At 66.5% G+C, this 19643-nt stretch carries 18 protein-coding genes; 11 read left to right on the top strand and 7 right to left on the bottom strand.

The annotated features are described in order from the left end of the window. Positions 1-14 precede the first annotated feature (14 nt). Both Q0Q36_RS14550 and Q0Q36_RS14545 read right to left on the bottom strand, forming a co-directional pair. The gene (locus Q0Q36_RS14550) at positions 15-1781 is read right to left on the bottom strand and encodes a tetratricopeptide repeat protein (RefSeq protein ID WP_293798907.1); all 1767 of its coding nucleotides are present in this window, start codon (positions 1779-1781) and stop codon (positions 15-17) included. Between the two features lie 469 nt (positions 1782-2250). Further along, complete coding sequence (locus tag Q0Q36_RS14545; RefSeq protein WP_293798906.1) at positions 2251-3930, bottom strand: electron transfer flavoprotein-ubiquinone oxidoreductase; 1680 nt, start codon at positions 3928-3930, stop codon at positions 2251-2253. Between the two features lie 171 nt (positions 3931-4101). On the opposite strand from Q0Q36_RS14545, the gene Q0Q36_RS14540 reads away from it, so the two are divergent. Next, positions 4102-4926, top strand: a complete 825-nt coding sequence (locus Q0Q36_RS14540) for a uracil-DNA glycosylase (RefSeq protein WP_293798905.1) — start codon at positions 4102-4104, stop codon at positions 4924-4926. A gap of 109 nt (positions 4927-5035) precedes the next feature. Beyond that, positions 5036-5917: a neutral zinc metallopeptidase gene (locus Q0Q36_RS14535; RefSeq protein WP_265058307.1), complete on the top strand. Its 882-nt coding sequence runs from the start codon at positions 5036-5038 to the stop codon at positions 5915-5917. Between the two features lie 28 nt (positions 5918-5945). On the opposite strand, the gene Q0Q36_RS14530 is transcribed toward Q0Q36_RS14535, so the two are convergent. The 3 genes from Q0Q36_RS14530 to Q0Q36_RS14520 form a co-directional block, all read right to left on the bottom strand. Continuing rightward, positions 5946-6464, bottom strand: a complete 519-nt coding sequence (locus tag Q0Q36_RS14530; protein WP_293798904.1) for a 2'-5' RNA ligase family protein — start codon at positions 6462-6464, stop codon at positions 5946-5948. Between the two features lie 197 nt (positions 6465-6661). Beyond that, a complete protein-coding gene (locus tag Q0Q36_RS14525) occupies positions 6662-6787 on the bottom strand; it encodes a hypothetical protein (RefSeq protein WP_265058305.1) in 126 nt (41 codons plus the stop codon). A 138-nt stretch (positions 6788-6925) separates the two neighbouring features. Next, positions 6926-7411, bottom strand: coding sequence for a hypothetical protein (locus Q0Q36_RS14520; RefSeq protein WP_293798903.1), 486 nt, complete (start codon positions 7409-7411; stop codon positions 6926-6928). A 233-nt stretch (positions 7412-7644) separates the two neighbouring features. Between Q0Q36_RS14520 and Q0Q36_RS14515 the strand changes: the two genes are divergently transcribed. The 4 genes from Q0Q36_RS14515 (at position 7645) to Q0Q36_RS14500 (ending at position 11949) form a co-directional block, all read left to right on the top strand. Beyond that, positions 7645-8730 carry a PA0069 family radical SAM protein gene (locus Q0Q36_RS14515; RefSeq protein WP_293798968.1) on the top strand — a complete coding sequence of 362 codons (1086 nt, stop codon included), beginning with the start codon at positions 7645-7647 and terminating at the stop codon, positions 8728-8730. A gap of 184 nt (positions 8731-8914) precedes the next feature. After that, positions 8915-9526, top strand: a complete 612-nt coding sequence (locus tag Q0Q36_RS14510) for a ribonuclease HII (RefSeq protein ID WP_293798902.1) — start codon at positions 8915-8917, stop codon at positions 9524-9526. Between the two features lie 471 nt (positions 9527-9997). Further along, positions 9998-11116 (top strand): site-specific DNA-methyltransferase, encoded by a 1119-nt coding sequence (locus Q0Q36_RS14505; protein WP_293798901.1) that lies wholly within the window; start codon positions 9998-10000, stop codon positions 11114-11116. A gap of 101 nt (positions 11117-11217) precedes the next feature. Then, entirely contained in the window at positions 11218-11949 is a 732-nt protein-coding gene (locus Q0Q36_RS14500; protein WP_293798900.1) for a papain-like cysteine protease family protein, read from the top strand. On the opposite strand, the gene mutY is transcribed toward Q0Q36_RS14500, so the two are convergent. Then, on the bottom strand, positions 11925-12989 hold the full coding sequence (gene mutY, locus Q0Q36_RS14495) for an A/G-specific adenine glycosylase (RefSeq protein ID WP_293798899.1): 1065 nt from the start codon (positions 12987-12989) through the stop codon (positions 11925-11927). The two genes, Q0Q36_RS14500 and mutY, sit on opposite strands and share 25 nt — an antisense overlap. Beyond that, entirely contained in the window at positions 12986-13564 is a 579-nt protein-coding gene (locus tag Q0Q36_RS14490; RefSeq protein ID WP_293798898.1) for a hypothetical protein, read from the bottom strand. Before Q0Q36_RS14490 ends, mutY begins: the two co-directional genes overlap by 4 nt. An 85-nt stretch (positions 13565-13649) precedes the next feature. Here Q0Q36_RS14490 and Q0Q36_RS14485 point away from each other — a divergent pair, with 85 nt between their 5' ends. From Q0Q36_RS14485 to Q0Q36_RS14465, 5 genes are all read left to right on the top strand, one after another. Further along, positions 13650-14147 carry a DUF721 domain-containing protein gene (locus Q0Q36_RS14485; protein WP_293798897.1) on the top strand — a complete coding sequence of 166 codons (498 nt, stop codon included), beginning with the start codon at positions 13650-13652 and terminating at the stop codon, positions 14145-14147. Positions 14148-14238: 91 nt separating this feature from the next. Further along, on the top strand, positions 14239-14859 hold the full coding sequence (locus tag Q0Q36_RS14480) for a DsbA family protein (RefSeq protein ID WP_293798896.1): 621 nt from the start codon (positions 14239-14241) through the stop codon (positions 14857-14859). Positions 14860-14982: 123 nt separating this feature from the next. Next, positions 14983-18438, top strand: coding sequence for an AAA family ATPase (locus Q0Q36_RS14475; protein WP_293798895.1), 3456 nt, complete (start codon positions 14983-14985; stop codon positions 18436-18438). Between the two features lie 286 nt (positions 18439-18724). Next, the gene (locus Q0Q36_RS14470; RefSeq protein WP_293798894.1) at positions 18725-19075 is read left to right on the top strand and encodes an AtpZ/AtpI family protein; all 351 of its coding nucleotides are present in this window, start codon (positions 18725-18727) and stop codon (positions 19073-19075) included. A gap of 42 nt (positions 19076-19117) precedes the next feature. Continuing rightward, a partial coding sequence (locus Q0Q36_RS14465) for a F0F1 ATP synthase subunit A (RefSeq protein WP_293798893.1) occupies positions 19118-19643 on the top strand: 526 nt, incomplete at its 3' end.

Genomic DNA, 19643 nt, shown 5'->3' with positions numbered 1-19643 from the left:
GCGGCGCGAGGGCGTCAGCCGCCATCCTTCTTCGTTCCCTCGACGACATTGGCCGAGGGCTCATTCAGGCCGTGCTCGATCTTGCGCAGGATCTTCTCGAGATCTTCGGGCTCGGGCTTGAGGTCGCGGGCATGGTTCCACTGGAACTTCGCCTCGAGCTGACGGCCGGTGCGCCAGTAGACGTCGCCGAGATGGTCGTTGATGACGGGGTCCGACGGGCGCAGTTCCGCAGCGCGTTCAATCTCGCGCGAGGCATCGTCATAGCGGCCGAGGCGATAATAGGCCCAGCCGAGCGAATCGATGATGTAGCCGTCGCGCGGCCTGAGCTCGACGGCGCGGCGCAGCATGTCGAGCGCCTCGTCGAGCTTGAGATGCTTGTCGACCAGCGAATAGCCGAGATAGTTCAGCACCAGCGCGCGCTCGCGGCCGAGCGGATCGGGCAGGAGCTCCAGCGCCTTGCGCAAATCGGCCTCGGCCTCCGGCCAGCGGTTGGTGCGCTCGCGGGCGATGCCGCGGAAATAGAACAGGTCCCAGTTGGCACGGCCCGGCGACGCGAGCTTGGCGATGGCCTTGTCATAGGCGGTCGCAGCCTCGGCGAACTGCTTGCGCGAGCGATAGATGTTGCCGAGCGCGGAGAGCGCGTCGACATCGTCCGGGCGCTCCGCGATGACCTTGTCGAGATGCTTCACCGCCTCGTCGGGCTTGCCGAGGTTCTCCAGGGCCAGACCGGCCTGAATCTCGGCATTCGGACGCAGCGGCGAGGAAGCCGGCATCTTGTCGTAAACGGCGACGGCGTCCTCGGGCTGGCGTGCGCGCTCCAGGATATCGCCGAGCGTCAGGATCGCGAGATCATGACCGGGATCGAGATAGATCGCCATGCGCAGGTAGAGCAGCGCGGCGGCTTCGTCGCCCTGGCGGTTGCCGGCGCTGGCGAGGCCGTAGAGCACCTCGGCCGCGCCCTGCTGCGGCGTCGTGATCTGGCGCGGCGGCGCCTCCTTCTTGGCGACGAGCGCCATGCCCTCGCGGATGACCGGGTGATTCGGCAGCAGACGGTCGAAGGCGGCATAGGTCTCGGCAGCGCCGTTGAAATCGCCGTTGCGGGCCTGGAAGCGCGCCCAGAGGTCGACCAGCCGGAGCGTGGTCTTCTCGGCGTCATAGGCCGATTTCAGACGCTTCTCGGCATCGGCCTTGCGGCCCGCCGCGTCGAGGATCAGGCCGGCATGATAGTCGCGGAAGAGATTGTAGGAGGGCTCGCCCTTCAGGCGCTCCAGCGTATCGATGGCGCGCTTGGGATTGTTCGAGCCGAGATAGGACCAGGCCGAGAGCAGCGTCGCGGTGATATCGGCAGCGCGCCCCCTGCCCCCGCGCTGAAGGTGGTTGCGCGCGGTCTGGTAGCTCTTCTGCTTGATCGAGCGGATGCCGATGACGAGCTGAGCCAGGCCGTTGCTCGGGTCCTGCTGGATCAGCTTGTCAGCAGCCCGGAAGGCGTCCGGCATGGCGCCGTCGGCCAGGAAGGCGACGAAGGCGCGCTCGGTCAGGTCGTTGTTCTGCGGGTCTTCCTTGATCGCTTCGCGCAGATAGACCGAAGCCGCACCGAGATCGCGCGACGCGCCGGCGACGATCGCCGCAAGATAGTTGCCTTCCAGGCTGTCGCCCGGTTCCAGCGAATCGGCCGCGCGTGGCTGCGTCGCGCCCTGGGCGGCTGCCATGGCTGGCAGGAACATCAACAGCGACAGCGCAGCAGCCGTGCCCGAGACACGCACCTTCTTCAATAATGTCACGACTGCCATTCTCCTTCGGTCCGCGGCCTCACCATCTCGGGGCGCACTCTTCCAGCGGACCGTGATCGCTTCGCGTAGGCTGCCAAGATGGCGGTTTCCGGGCGGCCGGGCAAGCCGGCCCCCGACGCAATGCGCCGCTTTCGTAGCAGCCGCGCAACAGTCGCTGGAATCCCGCTGACGAAGAGGCCGAGCCCCGGAAACAGAAATCATCTCGTAGGGATATCGGGCCTATATTTTATCCGCTTGCGGTCCTCGCAGCGATTCTACTGGGATCATTCCAATGAAGAAGATCATTCTGAGCATTGCCGCCGTTGCGCTCCTCGGCGGCTTCGTCGCCGGCTGCGCCAAGGACGAGACCAAGCCGGTCGCCAAGATCGTCCGCAAGGGCTGATTTGACCCGGTTTGACGACAAAGGGCGCGCCTGCCGGCGCGCCCTTTTTTGACTCACGGGACCGCGAATCGCAGGCGATCACATATTCGCGTAGCCAGGTCCGCCGCCGCCTTCCGGCACCGTCCAGGTGATGTTCTGGGCGGGGTCCTTGATGTCGCAGGTCTTGCAGTGGACGCAGTTCTGCGCGTTGATCACGAAGCGCGGATTGGTCCTGGTCTCCGCGTTCTCATAGACGACCTCGTAGACGCCCGCCGGGCAGTAGAGCCGCGCCGGCTCGCCGTAGAGCGGCAGGTTCCGCGTGATCGGGACCGACGGGTCGGCCAGCTTCAGATGGGCCGGCTGGTCTTCCTCGTGATTGGTCGAGGACAGGAAGACCGAGGAGAGCTTGTCGAAGGAGATCTTGCCGTCCGGTTTCGGATAGGTGATCGGAGTGACATCGGCGAGCGGCTTCAGCGTCGCGAAATCCGGCTTGCCGTGCTTGAGCGTGCCGAAGGGCGACCAGCCGAAGAGCTGATTCGACCACATGTCGACGGCGCCGAGCACGACGCCCGCCAGTGTACCGAATTTCGACCAGAGCGGCTTGACGTTGCGGACGCGCTTCAGATCCTTGCCGATCGCACTGTCGCGCCAGCTATTCTCGATCTCGACGACCTCGTCATGCTGACGCCCGGCCTGCAGCGCCGGCACCAGCTTCTCAGCCGCGAGCATGCCCGACAGGATGGCGTTGTGGCTGCCCTTGATGCGGGGAACGTTGACGAAGCCCGCCGCGCAGCCGATCAGCGCGCCGCCCGGGAAGGTCAGCTTCGGCACCGACTGCCAGCCGCCCTCGGTGATGGCGCGCGAGCCATAGGCGATGCGCTTGGCGCCCTCGAAGGTGTCGCGGATCAGCGGATGCGTCTTGAAGCGCTGGAACTCGTCGAAAGGCGAAAGCGTCGGGTTCTGGTAGTTCAGATGCACGACGAAGCCGACCGAGACCAGGTTGTCGTCGAAATGATAGAGGAAGGAGCCGCCGCCTGTGCCGTTATCAAGCGGCCAGCCGAATGAGTGCTGGACGCGGCCCTTGTGGAATTTCTCCGGCTTGACCTGCCAGAGCTCCTTCAGGCCGATGCCGTATTTCTGAGGCTCGCGCCCCTCATCCAAGGCGAAGCGCTTGATCGCGATCTTGGAGAGCGAGCCGCGCGCGCCCTCGCCCAGCAGCGTATAGCGGCCGCGCAGCTCCATGCCGCGGGTGAAGCGCTCGGAAACCGTGCCGTCCTTGGCGATGCCCATGTCGCCGGTCGCGATGCCGGCAACCGAGCCGTCATCGTTGAAGAGCAGCTCGGCGGCGGCAAAACCCGGATAGATCTCGACGCCGAGCGCCTCGGCCCGCGCCGCCAGGAATTTCGCGACCAGCCCGAGCGAGCCGACGAAATTGCCGTGATTGTTCATCAAGGACGGCATGCCGAAGTTCGGCAGGCGGATGCCGTTCGGCTGCGTCAGGAAATAGAAGATGTCCTCCTTGACCTCGGTGGTCAGGGGGCGCTCGGGATCGTCGCGCCAGTCCGGCACCAAACGGTCGAGGCCGATCGGATCGATGACCGCGCCCGAGAGGATGTGGGCCCCGACCTCGGCGCCCTTCTCGACCACGACGACGGAAATGTTCTCGTCGAGCTGTTTCAGCCGGATCGCGGCGGCCAGGCCTGCGGGGCCGGCACCGACGATGACGACGTCATAGTCCATGCTCTCGCGCGGTTCGCTCTGCGCTTCCTTGAGATCCATCCTGCCCTCCGCCTCAGCAACCGCGCCGCATGATAGTTTATATATGAACTATTTCGCCGGTTCGTTCAATGCCGGCTTTCGTTCAGTCTGGAACCCCTCTATCCAAGCGCCCGTTCCATTTTGCAACTGCGTTGGCTCGCGAAGAGCCCCTGCAGGGTATAGGATGCGCCGATGAGCCTGTCCGATACAGTCGGCCCCGACGCGCCCGATCCCTATGAGTTGCTGAGCTGGTACGCCGAGATGGGCGTGACCGAAGCGCTCGACGAGACGCCGCGTAACCATTTCGCCGATCCGGCGCCCGCCGGCAACAACGGACAGCCGCGCCTGCGCCCCCTGCCCGGCCGCCCTACGCCGCCGGCACGACCGATGGCGGCGGCCGCCACAGCCCCGGACGACGCGACGCTCAGCGCCAAGGCTCTCGCCCGCGAGGCCCGCACGCTCGATGAATTGAGGACGGCGCTCGCCGGTTTCGAAGGCTGCGCGCTCAAGGCCACCGCCAAGAACCTCGTCTTCGCCGACGGCAATCCGGAAGGCCGCGTGATGATGGTCGGCGAGGCGCCGGGCGCCGACGAGGACCGGATCGGCCTGCCCTTCGTCGGACGTTCCGGGCAATTGCTCGACCGCATGCTGGCCGCGATCGGGCTGAGCCGGAAAGAGGACGTCTATATCGCCAACCTTCTGCCCTGGCGGCCACCCGGCAACCGCACGCCGACCCCGCAGGAGGTCGCGATCTGCCTGCCCTTCATCCAGCGCCAGATCGAGCTCGCCGATCCCGACATCCTGGTCTGCGTCGGCGGGCCCTCGGCGCAGGGCCTGCTCGGCTTCACCGGCATCCTGCGCTCGCGCGGCAAATGGGTAGAATACGACACCGGCGCGCGGCGCATCCAGGCGATCGCGACCCTGCACCCGGCCTATCTGCTGCGCCGCCCCCTCGACAAGCGCCTCGCCTGGCGCGACCTGCGGTCGCTGAAGGCAGCGCTCGACCCGAAGTCCTGACGCGGGAACCGCCACGCTCACCCCGCGTTCAGGAGCGGCCTGCAAAGACGACTTGAGTTCCCCGCATCTCCCGGCGAGATTGCGGGGGAGCTTCGCCGGGGATGCCTTCATGCAATGGGAAGATTACCGCCAGTCCGATAATCTCGAGGACCGGCGCGGCAGTGGCGGCGGCTTCGCCGGCATGCCCGGCGGGCGCGGCGGCGTCGGCATCGGCACGATGGTGGTGCTCGGCCTGCTCGGCTGGGCACTGGGCATCGACCCGCGCCTGCTCATCGGCGGCGCCGAACTGATCGGCGGCATCGGCGGGCGCGAACAGACGCAGGAGACACGCCAATCCTCCGGCCCGCCGCAGGACCAGATGGGCCGCTTCGTCTCGGCCGTGCTGGCGCAGAACGAGGACATCTGGTCGAAGATCCTGCCGCAGCAGGCCAATACCCGCTACCAGCCGCCGCGGCTCGTGCTGTTCTCCGGTGTCGACCGTTCGGGCTGCGGCACGGCGCAGTCCGCGATGGGGCCATTCTATTGCCCGGTCGACAGGAAGGTCTATCTCGACACGTCCTTCTTCCAGGAGATGCAGCGCAAACTCGGCGGCGGCGGCGATTTCGCCTATGCCTATGTCGTCGGCCACGAAGTCGGCCACCACGTCCAGAACCTGATCGGCATCCTGCCCAAGGCCAACCAATTGCGCGAGCGCTCCTCCGAGCGCGATGCGAACGCGATCTCGGTCAGGATCGAATTGCAGGCGGACTGCTTCGCCGGGGTCTGGGCCCATAACATCCAGGCGATGGGCCGCCTCGACCAAGGCGATATCGACCAGGCGATGCGCACCGCTTCCGCCATCGGCGACGACAAGCTGCAGAAGGCGGCGCAGGGCGTTGTCGTGCCGGATTCCTTCACGCACGGCTCCTCGGCGCAGCGCATGAAGTGGTTCACCACCGGCTTCCAGTCCGGCTCGATGCAAAGCTGCGATACGTTCCGCAATCCGGTGTAGTCGGGGCGCCCCGCGAGGCGAGGCGCGCTCAGCTGCAGAGCTGCACCGTCTCCAGCACCTGCAGCGGCGGCCAGGCAACGCTCTCGACCCTGTCAAAGACAAGTTCGAACGGCGCGACGCTCTCAGCCGTTAGGGCGACGGCATTCTCGCGCCGTTCCATGGGAACAGCGGTCGCGAGCGTCAGATGCGGGGTCCATTGCCCAGGCCGGTAATAGGGATCGCAGAGCGCGGGGCCGACGATCTCATGGATTCGGGCGTGCAGATCGATCAGGTGCCGGTCGCTCCGCGGTGACAGCCATAAGACCAGCGGATCGACATCGAACAGGCCGATTCGGTCGAAGGTCAGCGCGATCGGCCTCTCCTCCGCGACAATCGCAAGCGCCCCGCTCAACCCATCGGGGGAGTTCCCGGCATAGCGCGCCAGAGTGAGATGAGGCGGATAGCCCAAGGCCCGGATCGAGGACGACGCCTCCAAGGCGGACGCCCTGTCGACCCATTGCCAGAATGGGGGCGCCTCTGATCTCGTGCACAAGGTGATGCCGATCATCGGCGGGAAGGCCCTCGGGTTCGCTGGAACTGAAGGTCTTGTAGCAGGGCCTGCGACGCCCCGGAATTCCGTGCGGAGGGCTGCGTTCAGCCCTCCGCCTTGTTGTCATGGAGCTGCCGGACCACCGCTTCGGCGATCAGGCCCCTTTGCTCAGCATCGGATGATCCTTGAAGCCTTCGCGGCTTCCAGTCCGCCGCCTAGCTCCAGAATCCTTCCTGATGAACGCGAGGCGAGAACGTATCCTCGTCCTCCTGCTGTTCCTCGCGCTTATCCTCGTCGCGCTCCGCTTCGAGCGCAGAACAGGAATCGTGCCGTTCCAGCATGGGTCTCTCCTTTCGATGTCTGAGGGAGGTGCTTCAGGCGACCGTCAACATATGAACTTATGCTGCAATGCACAAGTTCCCGATCAAAATCCGTCCAGCCATGCGTAGCCGGCATAGCGAATATCGGAATGAAGCAGCTTAGCCCGCCCGTTCCCGCAGGACCGACAACCGCACCGGAGCCTGGTCGAGACGGCCGGCCAGCGCCATCGCCTTGGGCATGACCAGCCCTGCCGCGAGCCCGCGGCTTCCGACGGAAAACGCGATTCGCTCACGCAGCGACGCGGCGGCCCCGCGTGAGGGAATCAGCGCTGGCTTGCTCGCCGCGAGCAGCAGATGGCGCTCCACCGCCTGGACCCAATGGGCCTGCGGAACGTCGCCGGCGTCGAACAGGACGAGGCGATCGCCGCGAGCTTTCGCTGCCGCGTCCTGCCAGGCCTGCTCATGGCTCGCGCGCAGATAACGGGCGCCCGTCGCGTCGGCCGCCCGCTCTGTCTCAGGCGAGCCCGCCGTGTCGACGAGCACCGCGTGGCCGAGAAAGCCTTCCGCCACCGCCGGAATCAGCACGGCCAGGGTCGCGGCGAGAGCCTGCTGGGAACCATCGCTGCGGATCACGGCTGTGAGCATGAGCGAAATCCTATGCCGCAACGCAGCATGTCACAATCCCGCCACTTGCCTTTTGTTCTTGTTATGTTCACTCTACATGAGACCAGAGAGCGTCGATTCCCGGCGCGCGACCCGGTTCGAAAGCCATGCCCCAGGCCAGACCTACTTCACGGCCCTACCCAACGGCACAGCCCTTGCGGCGGCTGGACAGGGAGCCGAGCGTCTCCGCGCCGGTCGTCGCCCCGGCCGATCCGATGGCCTATGCCGGGCACCGCATCGATCCCGACAGGCGGCGCGGGCGAGGCGCCACGATCAATCCGGGCGGGCGCTACGAAGCCGAGCAGCGTGTCGTTGAGGATGACGGCTGGGGCTCGCTCGAGGAATTGCCGCCGTTCTCGACCGAGCTCGCCTATGAGAAGGCGCGCACCATCATCACGCGCAACGACTCGCCCGACATCTCCTTCGACCGCTCGATCAATCCCTATCGCGGCTGCGAGCATGGCTGCGTCTACTGCTTCGCGCGGCCGACCCATGCCTATCTCGGCCTGTCTCCCGGCCTCGATTTCGAGAGCAAGCTGACGGCCAAACCCGATGCGGCGGCGCTGCTGGAGAAGGAACTCTCCTCTCCGTCCTACCAGCCGCGCACGATCGCAATCGGCACCAATACCGACGCCTACCAGCCGATCGAGAAGAAGCTCCGGATCATGCGCCAGATCCTGGAGGTGCTGGCGAAGTTCAACCATCCTGTCGGCATCGTCACAAAATCGGCGCTGGTGCAGCGCGACATCGATATCCTCGCGCCGATGGCGGAGAAGGGGCTGGTCAAGGTCGCGCTCTCGGTGACGACGCTCGATCCCAAGACCGCGCGCGGGATGGAGCCACGCGCTGCCTCGCCACCGAAGCGGCTGGAGACGATCCGCAAACTTTCGGAGGCCGGCATCCCGGTCACGGTGCTGGTGGCGCCGATCATCCCGGCTATCAACGAGCACGAGATCGAACGCATCCTCGATGCCGCGAAAGCCGCGGGGGCGCAGGAAGCCGGCTATGTCCTGCTCCGGTTGCCGCTCGAAGTCCGAGACATCGTGCAGGAATGGCTGCTGACGCATCATCCGGACAAGCTCCGGCATGTGATGTCGCTGATCCGGTCGACGCGGGGCGGCAAGGACTACGATTCGCAATGGGGCCAGCGCATGGTCGGCTCCGGCCCCTATGCCTGGATGATCGGGCGGCGCTTCGAGATGGCAGCCGAGCGCATCGGCTTCAACACGACGCGGCGCCGCCTGCGGACCGATCTTTTCGTGAAGCCGGAGAAGGAGAAGGCGCAGTTGAGCCTGTTTTGAGGAGTTGCGTGGCCCTCGTCGTCATGCTCGCCCTTGTGGCGAGCATCCACGTCTTGGGACCGCATTGCACGAAGGAAGACGTGGATGGTCGGGACAGGCCCGACCATGACGTTCAAGCGCTATCGCGTGCGACGAGCAGAAGACCGCTCTGGCCCTGCGTCGCGCCCTGCTGCATAACCCCGCCATGCCCGCTCACTTCCACCGCGAGACATCCTCCATCGCCAACGGCCTGTGGCCGCTGGCCGGCATCGACGAGGTCGGGCGCGGGCCGCTCGCCGGGCCGGTAGTGGCCGCGGCGGTGGTCCTCGACCCTGAGCGCGTGCCTGCCGGCCTCGACGATTCGAAGAAGCTGCCGGCCGCGATCCGCGAGGAGCTCTTCGGCGAGATCATGGAGCAGGCGCTTGCGGTCTCCGTCGCCAGCGTGACGGCGATCGAGATCGACACCATCAATATCCGCCAGGCGACGCTGCTGGCGATGCGCCGGGCGGTTGCTGGCCTGCCGCTGGCACCGCTCCATATCCTGGTCGACGGTAACGACCCGCCGCAATTCGCCTGCTCCTGCGAGGCGATCGTCCAGGGCGACGGCCAGGTCGCCTCGATCGCAGCGGCCTCCATCGTCGCCAAGGTGACCCGCGACCGGATGATGGCGCGGCTGTGCAAGCTCTACCCGACTTATGGTTTTTCCGGCCATGTTGGCTACGGGACGCCGCAGCATCGCAAGGCGATCGCCGCGCACGGCCCCTGCCCCGAGCATCGCTATTCCTTCGCGCCGGTGAAGGGCGTGTGGTTCCGGTAGAAGCGCTCGTTCTCCCCATCGTTCCGCGATGGCAGGTAGCCTCGACCCGACCTTCATAAGCTCGGCCGTATATCACCCCGTCATGCTCGCCCGTGTGGCGAGCATCCACGTCTTGAACACCACCTTGCATGGTGAAGGCTTGGATGGTCGGGATAAGCCCGCCATGACGGAAATGCGGCTCCCGGCCTCATCAAGGGCCCATCGCAAACCTGCCGCAACGGCAACCAGAGACGTTAACCGCCGTTTACGAATTCCCTTTGATTGCCAATAGCCTAGGCAAAAATTGCAGCCCCAGAATGGGACGCATTTTTTTCAAAGCGGAAACCCGACCTTTACCCTGTCTGACCAATATCGGCCTCGTTGAAGTTGCGTAACGGTCTTGGCGTCATGGGTATCTCGCGTACCGGGACCGCCAGTGCTCCCGTCCGGATTCAGGTTTCGCGTACCGGACGGCCTGCACTGGGGGCTCGGATGAAGGCCAGGAGCCTTCCCGAACATATCGGCATTCCTCAGGAACTGCCGCTCGATCAGATTCTCGTCGGCGACTGCGTCGCGGCGATGAACGCGCTGCCGCCGGCAAGCGTCGACCTGATCTTTGCCGATCCTCCCTATAATCTCCAGCTCGGCGGCGATCTACGGCGGCCCGACGACAGCCTCGTCGATGCCGTCGACGACGACTGGGACAAGTTCGCCTCGTTCTCGGACTACGACCGCTTCACCCGCGACTGGCTCTCGGCGGCGCGGCGCGTGCTGAAGCCGGACGGAGCGCTGTGGGTCATCGGCAGCTATCACAACATCTTCCGCGTCGGCGCGACGCTGCAGGATCTTGGCTTCTGGATGCTGAACGACATCGTCTGGCGCAAGGCCAATCCGATGCCGAATTTCCGCGGCCGGCGCTTCACCAATGCGCATGAGACGCTGATCTGGGCGGCGCGCGGCGAAGCTTCCAAATACACCTTCCATTACGAGGCACTGAAGGGCGGCAATGACGACCTGCAGATGCGCTCGGACTGGTATCTGCCGCTCTGCACCGGCGACGAACGCCTGAAGGACGACAACGGCGCCAAGGTGCACCCGACGCAGAAGCCGGAAGCGCTGCTCGCCCGCGTGCTGCTCTCGGCCTCGAATCCCGGCGACGTCATCCTCGATCCGTTCTTCGGGACGGGGACGACCGGCGCCGTCGCCAAGGCGCTCGGCCGCCGCTTCATCGGGCTCGAGCGCGATCCGGTCTACGCGAAGGCTGCGCGGGAGCGCATCGCTGCCGTGACGCCGCTGGCGCCGGAAGCGTTCTCTGCCGCGCCCTCCAAGCGCAGCGAGCCGCGCGTGCCGTTCCTCAGCCTGGTCGAGGCCGGGCTGGTGAAGGCCGGCGAGACCGTCCATGACGAGAAGCGCCGCTACAAGGCCACAGTGCGGGCCGATGGCACGCTGCTGCTCGGCCCGGCGGTGGGCTCGATCCACAAGGTCGGCGCGTTGGCGCAGGGACTCCCGGCCTGCAACGGCTGGACCTTCTGGCATGTCGAGCGCGAAGGCGGGCTCACCGTGCTCGACGCGCTGCGCGGCGAGATCAGGGCGCAGATGGCGGCTGCCTGAGCCGCCGTTCGCTCTCCCGCCCCCTTCTCTCATTCGTTCAGAGGATGCGCCCTCGCCTCGGGGGCGGGCATCTTCGCACGCATGACAGCGAGGGCGGCAGCATGGCGACGATCCTCAAGAACGGTTCCCGCGGCCCCGAGGTCAGGAGGCTTCAGGAAGCGCTGAACGCCAAGCTGAAGCCGATCCCGAAGCTCGTGCCCGATGGCCAATTCGGCACCTTCACGCACAACGCGGTCCTGGCCTTCCAGCGCAAGAACTGGCTGGTGGACGATGGGCAGGCGGGGCCTGCGACCCAAGCCTGCCTCTATGACACCGAGGCCTTCTCGCCGATCCTGCACAAGGTCTCCTTCATCGCACAGCCCACGAACACGACCTGCTGGGCGACCTCGACGGCGATGATGAAGAATTCGACCGTACCGATCATCATCGCCAAGACGCCACCGGACATGATCGCCTCCGATGGCGGCTTGCTGAACTCATCCGAAAGCGACCAGGCGATCGTGACCGGACAGCGTTACGGCAACATCCACAGGCTGCGCTGCAACGCGCCGCAGTCCTGGTCGGTCGAGCAGCTCAGGCAGGCCATCTCGCGCGGGCCGCTGATGTTCGACATGCTCTGGCGCGTCGACGAGTACACGGCGGGCCGCGGCAGCCCTGGCCATATGATCGTCATCGTCGGCATGCGCGGCGACGGCAATCCCGACGGCACCGGCACGACGCTGCGCATCCACGACCCCTGGCCGCCGAACCGGGGCAAGATCTATTCGAAGGGCTATTTTAAATGGTCCGTCGAACTGCCGACGATGACCTATCGCGTCTTCGAATTGATGTAGAGCCCGGCCCGCTCGACCACCTTCACCATCAGGCTCGGCAGCGGCTCGCTAGCGAGATCGGCAAGCCTGGTGAAACGCATGCCGGCGGGAGCCTGCGCATGCTCCGGAGTGCTGCCGGTGAACACGGTCAATTCCAGCGGAAAATGCGTGAAGACATGGCGCACGGGCTCCGCGACCTGGCTCCAGCGCAGGGGCAGCGGCGCGTCCTGCGCGGCACCGTCGAGCTCGTAATCGGCACGCCATTCGCTAGTCGGCACCTCGGCCATGCCACCGAGCAGCCCCTTGGCCGGCCGCGTGCGCAGCAGGATGGCGCCATCGGAACGGGTCAGCACGAAGGCCGCGCCATAGCGCGTGACACCGGCCTTCTTCGGCGCCTTGCGTGGAAAGCTCTCCTGCGTGCCGGCGATCCGCGCCCGGCAGGGCTCGCGCCACGGGCACAGGCCGCAGGCCGGATTGCGCGGCGTGCAGATCGTGGCGCCGAGATCCATCAGAGCCTGGGCGAAATCGCCCGGCCGGCCGGGCGGCAGCAGCGCCAGAACCCTCTCGCGAATCAAAGGCCGGGCGCCGGGCAATTCATCCTCGATCGCGAAGAGCCTGCTCATGACGCGCTCGACATTGCCGTCGACGGCCGCCGCCGGCCGGTCGAACGCGATGGCAGCGACCGCGCCGGCGGTATAGGCACCGATGCCCGGCAGCGCGCGCAGGCCTTCCTCGGTGTCGGGAAAACCGCCGCGATGCCTCTCCATCACCGCCTTGGCGCAGGCATGGAGATTGCGGGCACGGGAATAGTACCCGAGCCCGGCCCAGGCCTGCATGACCTCTTCGGACGGCGCCTCGGCCAGCGCCTTTACAGTGGGGAAGCGCGCCATGAAGCGCTCGTAATAGGGCTTCACGGCCGTGACCGTCGTCTGCTGCAGCATGATCTCGGAGGCCCAGACGCGGTATGGGTCGGGCCGCTCGCCCGCGCGGGCACGCCAGGGCAGCGCCCGGCGATGACGGTCGTACCAGGCAAGAAGATCAGTGGCACGGGCCGTGCTCACGGGCCGGACAGCCCCGTCGCAATGCCCAGCGACAGCGCCGTCTGCGCCGAAATATGGTACATGCTGTTGAAGGCCGCTTTCGTGATGAGCGAAGCGGCACCGGGCACGCCCATCTCGTAGTAGATGTTGACCATGCTGGATGTCGCGCCACCGGAATAGCCGCGCCCGCCAGCACGCTGCGAACTGTTGCCCTCGTGAAAGCCGAGCCCGCGCTTGGTCTTGCCCTCGCCGTCACTGATGGCACCCGCGTTCAGGTACAGCCGCCGCGAGCCCGCGACGAACAGGCCTGTGCAAGCGCTCTCGCAGCGCCCGCGAGCCGCATCGACGGCGGTCGCATAGCCCTTCTCGCGAATCTGCCGCGCCATTTCACGAGCCGGATCGATCTGGCCTCCGGGGCTGTCGAGATAAACGGTCCTGATCTGGGTTGCTTCGGGCCGGGCAAGGAACTCCCGCAACTTGAATTGGTCACCATCCTTGATCGCGCCGCTGATCAGTGCCGCAGGTCCCTTTTGCGACAGTTCCACGGCCGAGACTGGCGCGACGAGAAGCATCGCCGCGCAAAGTCCGAGCAGCATTCCACGCATCCCGCCATCCCCCAACCAAGCCGCCACCGCGATCACTGGCCTTGTAAGACAGGGCCATCGCGCCGACAATGCAACCATGTCCGCCAAACCCCTCGCTGAGCTGATCGACGACTGCATCGCGCCCGCGCTCGCCGCCCAGGGCTTCGCGGGGCGTGCCATCGTCTCGCTCTGGCCGGAGATCGTCGGCGAGCGGCTGGCTGCGCGCTCGCGCCCGCTCAAGATCGACTGGCCGCGCCGCCGACCGGCTCCGGGCGAGGCTTCCGAGCCCGCGACCATGGTCGTGCGGGTCGAGAGCGCCTTCGCGCTGGAGATGCAGCAGCTCGGGCCGATCCTGGTCGAGCGCGTCAACACCCATCTCGGCTGGCGCGCCGTCGGCAAGCTCGTGCTCAAGCAAGGGCCGGTCGCTCCGCTCGTTACGCAGAAGCCGGTACCGAAGCTCGACAGCGAAACCGCAGCGCGTGTCGAGGCGCAGGTCGCCGGCGTCGCCGATGAAGGCCTACGGGAGGCGCTGGCCCGGCTCGGCCGGGCGGTAGCCCTCCGCACGAAAACGCAAGGCGACGACACGGCTTCGTGAGCGGTGCGGCGCGCGGCACGATGCGCTCTTGCCACAATCGCACCGGTCTCTATAGCTCCAAGCCACTTTGACCCTTCGAGGATCCCTTACGATGACGAACAGGCGACAGCTCCTGACCGGCGCAGCCGGTATCGCCGCTGCCGCGCTCGCCGGCGGCACCGCCGCGCGAGCCCAGACCAAGCTGCCCGATGCCGGCCCGCTGGGCGATGTCTGGCTCGGCCCGGCCGACGCCAAGGTCACCATCGTCGAATATGCCTCGATGACCTGCTCGCATTGCGCGCATTTCCACGAGACGACCTGGCCGGAGCTGAAGAAGAAATACGTCGATACCGGCAAGGTGCGCTTCACGCTGCGCGAGTTCCCGCTCGATCCGCTGGCGACCGCCGGCTTCATGCTTGCCCGCTGCAACGGCAACGACAAGTTCTACCCGATGACGGACCTGCTCTTCGCGCAGCAGAAGAACTGGGCTTTCACCGACAAGCCGGTCGATGCCCTGTCGTCGCTGGTGAAGCAGGCCGGTTTCACACAGGAATCCTTCGAAGCCTGCTTGAAACGCCAGGATATCTATGACGCGGTCACGGTGGTGAAGGATGGCGGGGCCAAGGCTGGCGTGGATTCGACGCCGACCTTTTTCATCAATGGGCAGAAGCGTTCCGGTGCGCTCACGATCGCCGAGTTCGACAAGATCCTGGAGCCGCTCATCGGCAATTGAGGCGGCGGTTTTCCGCTCGCGCGCCCTGAGCGCGACATTCACTTCAGCCCTCATCCCAGGAAGCCATACGGCGGCTTTTCGCGGGACGGGGGCTGAGTTTTTTCAAGCCGGCGAGGCGCAGCCATGCACCTGACGCGTCTCAAGCTCGCCGGCTTCAAGACCTTCGTCGAGCCGACCGAATTTCCGATCGAACCCGGACTGACCGGCGTCGTCGGGCCCAATGGCTGCGGCAAGTCCAATCTCGTCGAAGCCTTGCGCTGGGTGATGGGCGAAAGCTCGTTCAAGAACATGCGCGGCTCGGGGATGGACGACGTCATTTTCGGCGGCTCGAACGAGCGCCCGGCTCGCAACATGGCCGAGGTCTCGCTCACCCTCGACAACAGCGATCGCAAGGCGCCTGCCGCCTTCAACGAAACCGACGTTCTGGAGGTCACGCGCCGGATCGAGCGCGAGGAAGGCTCGACCTACCGCATCAACGGCAAGGAGGTCCGGGCCAAGGACGTGCAGCTCCTCTTCGCCGACGCGGCGACCGGAGCCCGCTCGCCGGCCCTCGTCCGGCAGGGGCAGATCAGCGAGATCATCTCGGCCAAGCCGCAATCGCGCCGGCGCATCCTGGAGGATGCCGCCGGCATCGCCGGCCTGCACAGCCGCCGCCACGAGGCGGAGCTGCGCCTGCGCGGGGCCGAGGACAACCTGACCCGACTCGAAGACGTGCTCGGCGAGATCGACGGGCAGATCGACGCCCTGCAGCGTCAGGCGCGGCAGGCCGGGCGCTATCGCAGCCTCGCCTCCGATATCCGCCGGGCCGAGGCGACGCTCGCCGTCATCGCCCTGCATGACGCCCGCGCCCAGGAGGCGCAGGCATCGCATGTGCTGGAAGAGGCGGTGCGCGGCGTCACCGACCAGACCGGGCTCCAGGCCGAGGCTGCGAAGCGGCAGGCTATCGCCGCCCATGAATTGCCGGCCTTGCGCGAGGGCGAGGCGACGGCCGCCGCCGCCCTGGTGCGATTGAAGCGCGGGCTGGACGAGCTCGAAGCCGAGAATCGCCGCGCCCGCCAGCGCGCCGAGGAACTTGGGAAGCGCCTTGCCGAATTGCAGGCCGACCTGTCGCGACAGGAAAACGTCGGGCGCGATGCCTCCGAAAGCCTCGCCCGGCTGGCGGAGGAAGATGCCGCGCTCGCCCTGGAAGGCGACGGCGCCGGATCGGGCGCCGAAGCTGCGGCCGCCACGCAACGCGTGGCAGAGGCCGCGCTCGCTGCCGCGGAGGCCGAGCAGGTTACCGCGCAGAGCGCCTTGTCTGATCTCGCCGCGCGACGCGGAGCCCTGGAACGATCGCTGCGCGAGGCGCGCGAGCGGCAGGATCGTGCCGGCGCCGAACGCGACAAGCTGCGTCGTGAGCTGGAAACCCTCGACGCCTCCGATGCGAAGACGCTGCTCGACAAACTGCGCGAAGCGCTGATCGCCGCCGAGAAGGCGCTGAAATCCGCCGATGCCGATGTCATAGCTACGCGTGCTGCCGTAGCCTCGGCACGCGAGCGCGAAGCCGGGCAGCGCGGCCCCCTCGCCGAGGCTGAACGCCGGGCGCAGCGCCTCGACACCGAGATCGGCACGCTGCGCAAACTGCTTGCACCAGCCGCGGGCGATCGCTGGCCAGCGGTCCTCGAAGCGGTCAGCGTCGCCAAGGGCTATGAGATCGCGCTCGGCGCCGCGCTCGGCGATGACCTCGACGCTTCGACCGAGGCGACCGCCCCCGCCCATTGGGACGATACCGGCGAAGGCGGCGACGATCCGGCCTTGCCCGCGGGCGCCGATCCGTTGCTCGCCCATGTCGAGGCTCCCGCGGCTCTGCGCCGCCGGTTGGCGCAGATCGGCGTCGTCACGCCTGACGAGGGTGAAGTCCTGCGACGTGCCTTAAAGCAAGGCCAAATCCTGGTCTCACAAGCCGGCGATCTCTGGCGCTGGGACGGCTTCACGAGTGCTGCCGACGCTCCCTCGCCTGCCGCGCGACGGCTGTCTGAGAAGAATCGCCTCACTGATCTTGAACGCGTCTCGCAAGCGGCCCGAGAGGCGGCGGAAGCGGCGCGCCGCACATTGGAAGCGGTGAGCGCCGAGGCAAGACAAGCGGCGCAGGCCGAAACCGCAACAATCGAAGCCGCACGGCAAGCACGGCGCGGCGTCGACCAGGCCCGCGAGCAATTGACCGCTGCGGAACGCAAGGCGGCCGAGACGCTGGTCAAACGCTCGACACTGGCCGAAGCGATCAAGCGGCTCGGCCAAGCGGTATCCGAAGCCGGGCAGCAGGTTACGGCGCAAGAGAACGGGCTTTCCGCCCTGCCCGCCTCCGCAGAGCTGGAGAACACCCTGCTCAAGGCCCGCGTGCTGCTGGGTCAGGCCCGCGCAGCCGCCTCCGATGCACGGGCGCAGGTCCAGACCCTGGCGCGCGAGGCTGACCTGCGCGCCCGCCGCCGCGACGCCATCGCCGCCGATATCAAGGCCTGGAAGCAGCGTATCGCCGCCAGCCTCCAGACTGGCCAGGAGACACGGCGGCGAATCGAGGCCGCCAGCGCCGAGCAGAAGACGCTTCTCGAAGCGCCCGACACCTTCCTGACCGAGCGGCGGCGTCTCGTCGCAGAGATCGAGCAGGCGGAAGGCGCGCGCCGGGAAGCTGCCGACAAGCTGGCTGCGGGTGAAACCACGCTCGCGGAGGCCGACCGGCAGGCGCGCATCACACTGGAAGGCCTGTCGAGCGCTCGCGAGCGCCGCGCCTCGGCCGAAGCGCGGCTGGAGGCAGCCCGTCAGCGCGTTGGCGACATCATCCGGCAGATCGAGGACGGTCTCGATACCGGGCTCGACGGTTTGCAAGCGATCGCCGGAATCAAGGCTGGTGACGCGCTTCCGGAACCCGAAGCGATCGAGCGGCGGCTTGCCAATCTCAAGGGCGAACGCGAGCGGCTCGGCGCCGTCAATCTGCGTGCCGAGGACGAACTGACCGAGGTGAAGGCCAAGCGCGAAGGGCTTTCAGGCGAACGCGACGACCTGACCGAGGCGATCCGCCGCCTGCGACAGGCCATCGGCGCGCTCAACCGCGAAGGACGGGAACGCCTGATCGCCGCCTTCGACGTCGTCAACGGCCATTTCCAGCGGCTGTTCGGCGTGCTCTTCGGCGGCGGTGAGGCGGAACTCCGACTGGTGGATTCGGAAGATCCGCTCGATGCGGGGCTCGAGATTTTCGCCCGTCCGCCCGGCAAGAAGCCGCAGGTGATGACGCTGCTTTCCGGCGGCGAGCAGGCGCTGACCGCGACCGCGCTGATCTTCGCGGTGTTCCTGACCAATCCCTCGCCGATCTGCGTGCTCGACGAGGTCGACGCGCCGCTCGACGACGCCAATGTCGAGCGCTATTGCGACCTGCTCGTCGACATGGCCCGCAATACCGAAACCCGCTTCATCCTGATCACGCATAACCCGATCACGATGGCGCGGATGGAGCGGCTCTTCGGGGTGACGATGGCCGAGCGCGGGGTCAGCCAGATGGTCTCGGTCGACCTGGCCACGGCCGAACGCATCCGCGAGGCGGGATAAGCGGGCGCCGAGCAGCCCGATCATCCCCAGAAACAGGTCGTAGATTGGCCGCGCCCCGCTGAAAAAATGCCACATTCGGTCCCGCAATGCGGCAAGATTGTCGCACTTTGCCAGAATTTATATATATTCCAATGCGTTAGACATTATCCACCTGCCTTGACAGCGCGGGGGGCTGCCAATAAAGGAGGCCGTGCTGACGACGGCTCGATGCGCGGGTTTGGTCGTGGTTATAGTGGTTTTTCGCGGGATCGCGGCATAAACGCGATCAAGATGGAGAACCAAGACCATGTCCGAACCCGACCCAAACGCCTCAGACTCGGAGTTGCGCGCAAGACTGGGCTCGCTGAAGTCCGCGATCAAGCGGGCGGAAGAGAGCGAAAGGCCGGGCGCGAGCCCGGTTGGAGAAGACAAGGCGCTTGCGGGCGCGATGTCTTCAGGCTTTCGCGCCGCGACGGATCTCGCAGGTGGCATCATCGCAGGCGCCCTGATCGGGTACCTCGGCGACCGGTGGCTGGGAACGTCCCCGTTCCTGCTGATCGCCTTCCTGGTGATCGGTGCCATCGCGGGCTTCAGATCCGTCTATCGGCTCGGTTCGCGTCCGACCTCCGGGTCGAAGGGCGGCCCGAAAGCGAATTGATCGAAAGGCGGCTCTACCGGCCGCGCGACGAGGAACGAGACAATGGCGGCCGGCGGCGGAATCGATCCGATCCACCAATTCCACATCGCTCCGATCGTGGAGCTGAAGCCGTTCGGCATCGACCTCTCCTTCACCAACACCTCGCTGTGGATGGTGATCGTCCTCGCCGTCGTCTCCGCGATCATGATCTATGGCTCGAGCCAGCGTTCGGTCGTTCCCGGCCGCCTGCAGTCGCTCGCCGAGATGGCCTATGAATTCGTCGCCGCGACCATGACGGGCGTGATGGGCAAGGAAGGCCTGAAGTTCTTCCCCTTCGTGTTCTCGCTGTTCATGTTCGTGCTGGCCTCGAACCTGCTCGGCCTTCTGCCCGGCTCCTTCACCGTCACCAGCCAGATCATCGTCACCGCCGCGCTTGCGCTGCTCGTGATCAGCATCGTGGTGATCTACGGCATCGTGAAGCATGGCAGCCATTTCTTCGGCCTGTTCGTGCCGTCGGGCGTGCCTGGGTGGCTCCTGCCCTTCATGGTGCTGATCGAGGCCGTCTCCTTCCTGTCGCGCCCGGTTTCGC

Source organism: uncultured Allobosea sp., from assembly GCF_945957345.1.
In the GTDB taxonomy this organism is placed as follows: Bacteria; Pseudomonadota; Alphaproteobacteria; order Rhizobiales; family Beijerinckiaceae; genus Allobosea.
The sequence above is the reverse complement of the archived record's forward strand: the minus strand, read 5'-3'. Positions and strand labels throughout refer to the sequence as shown.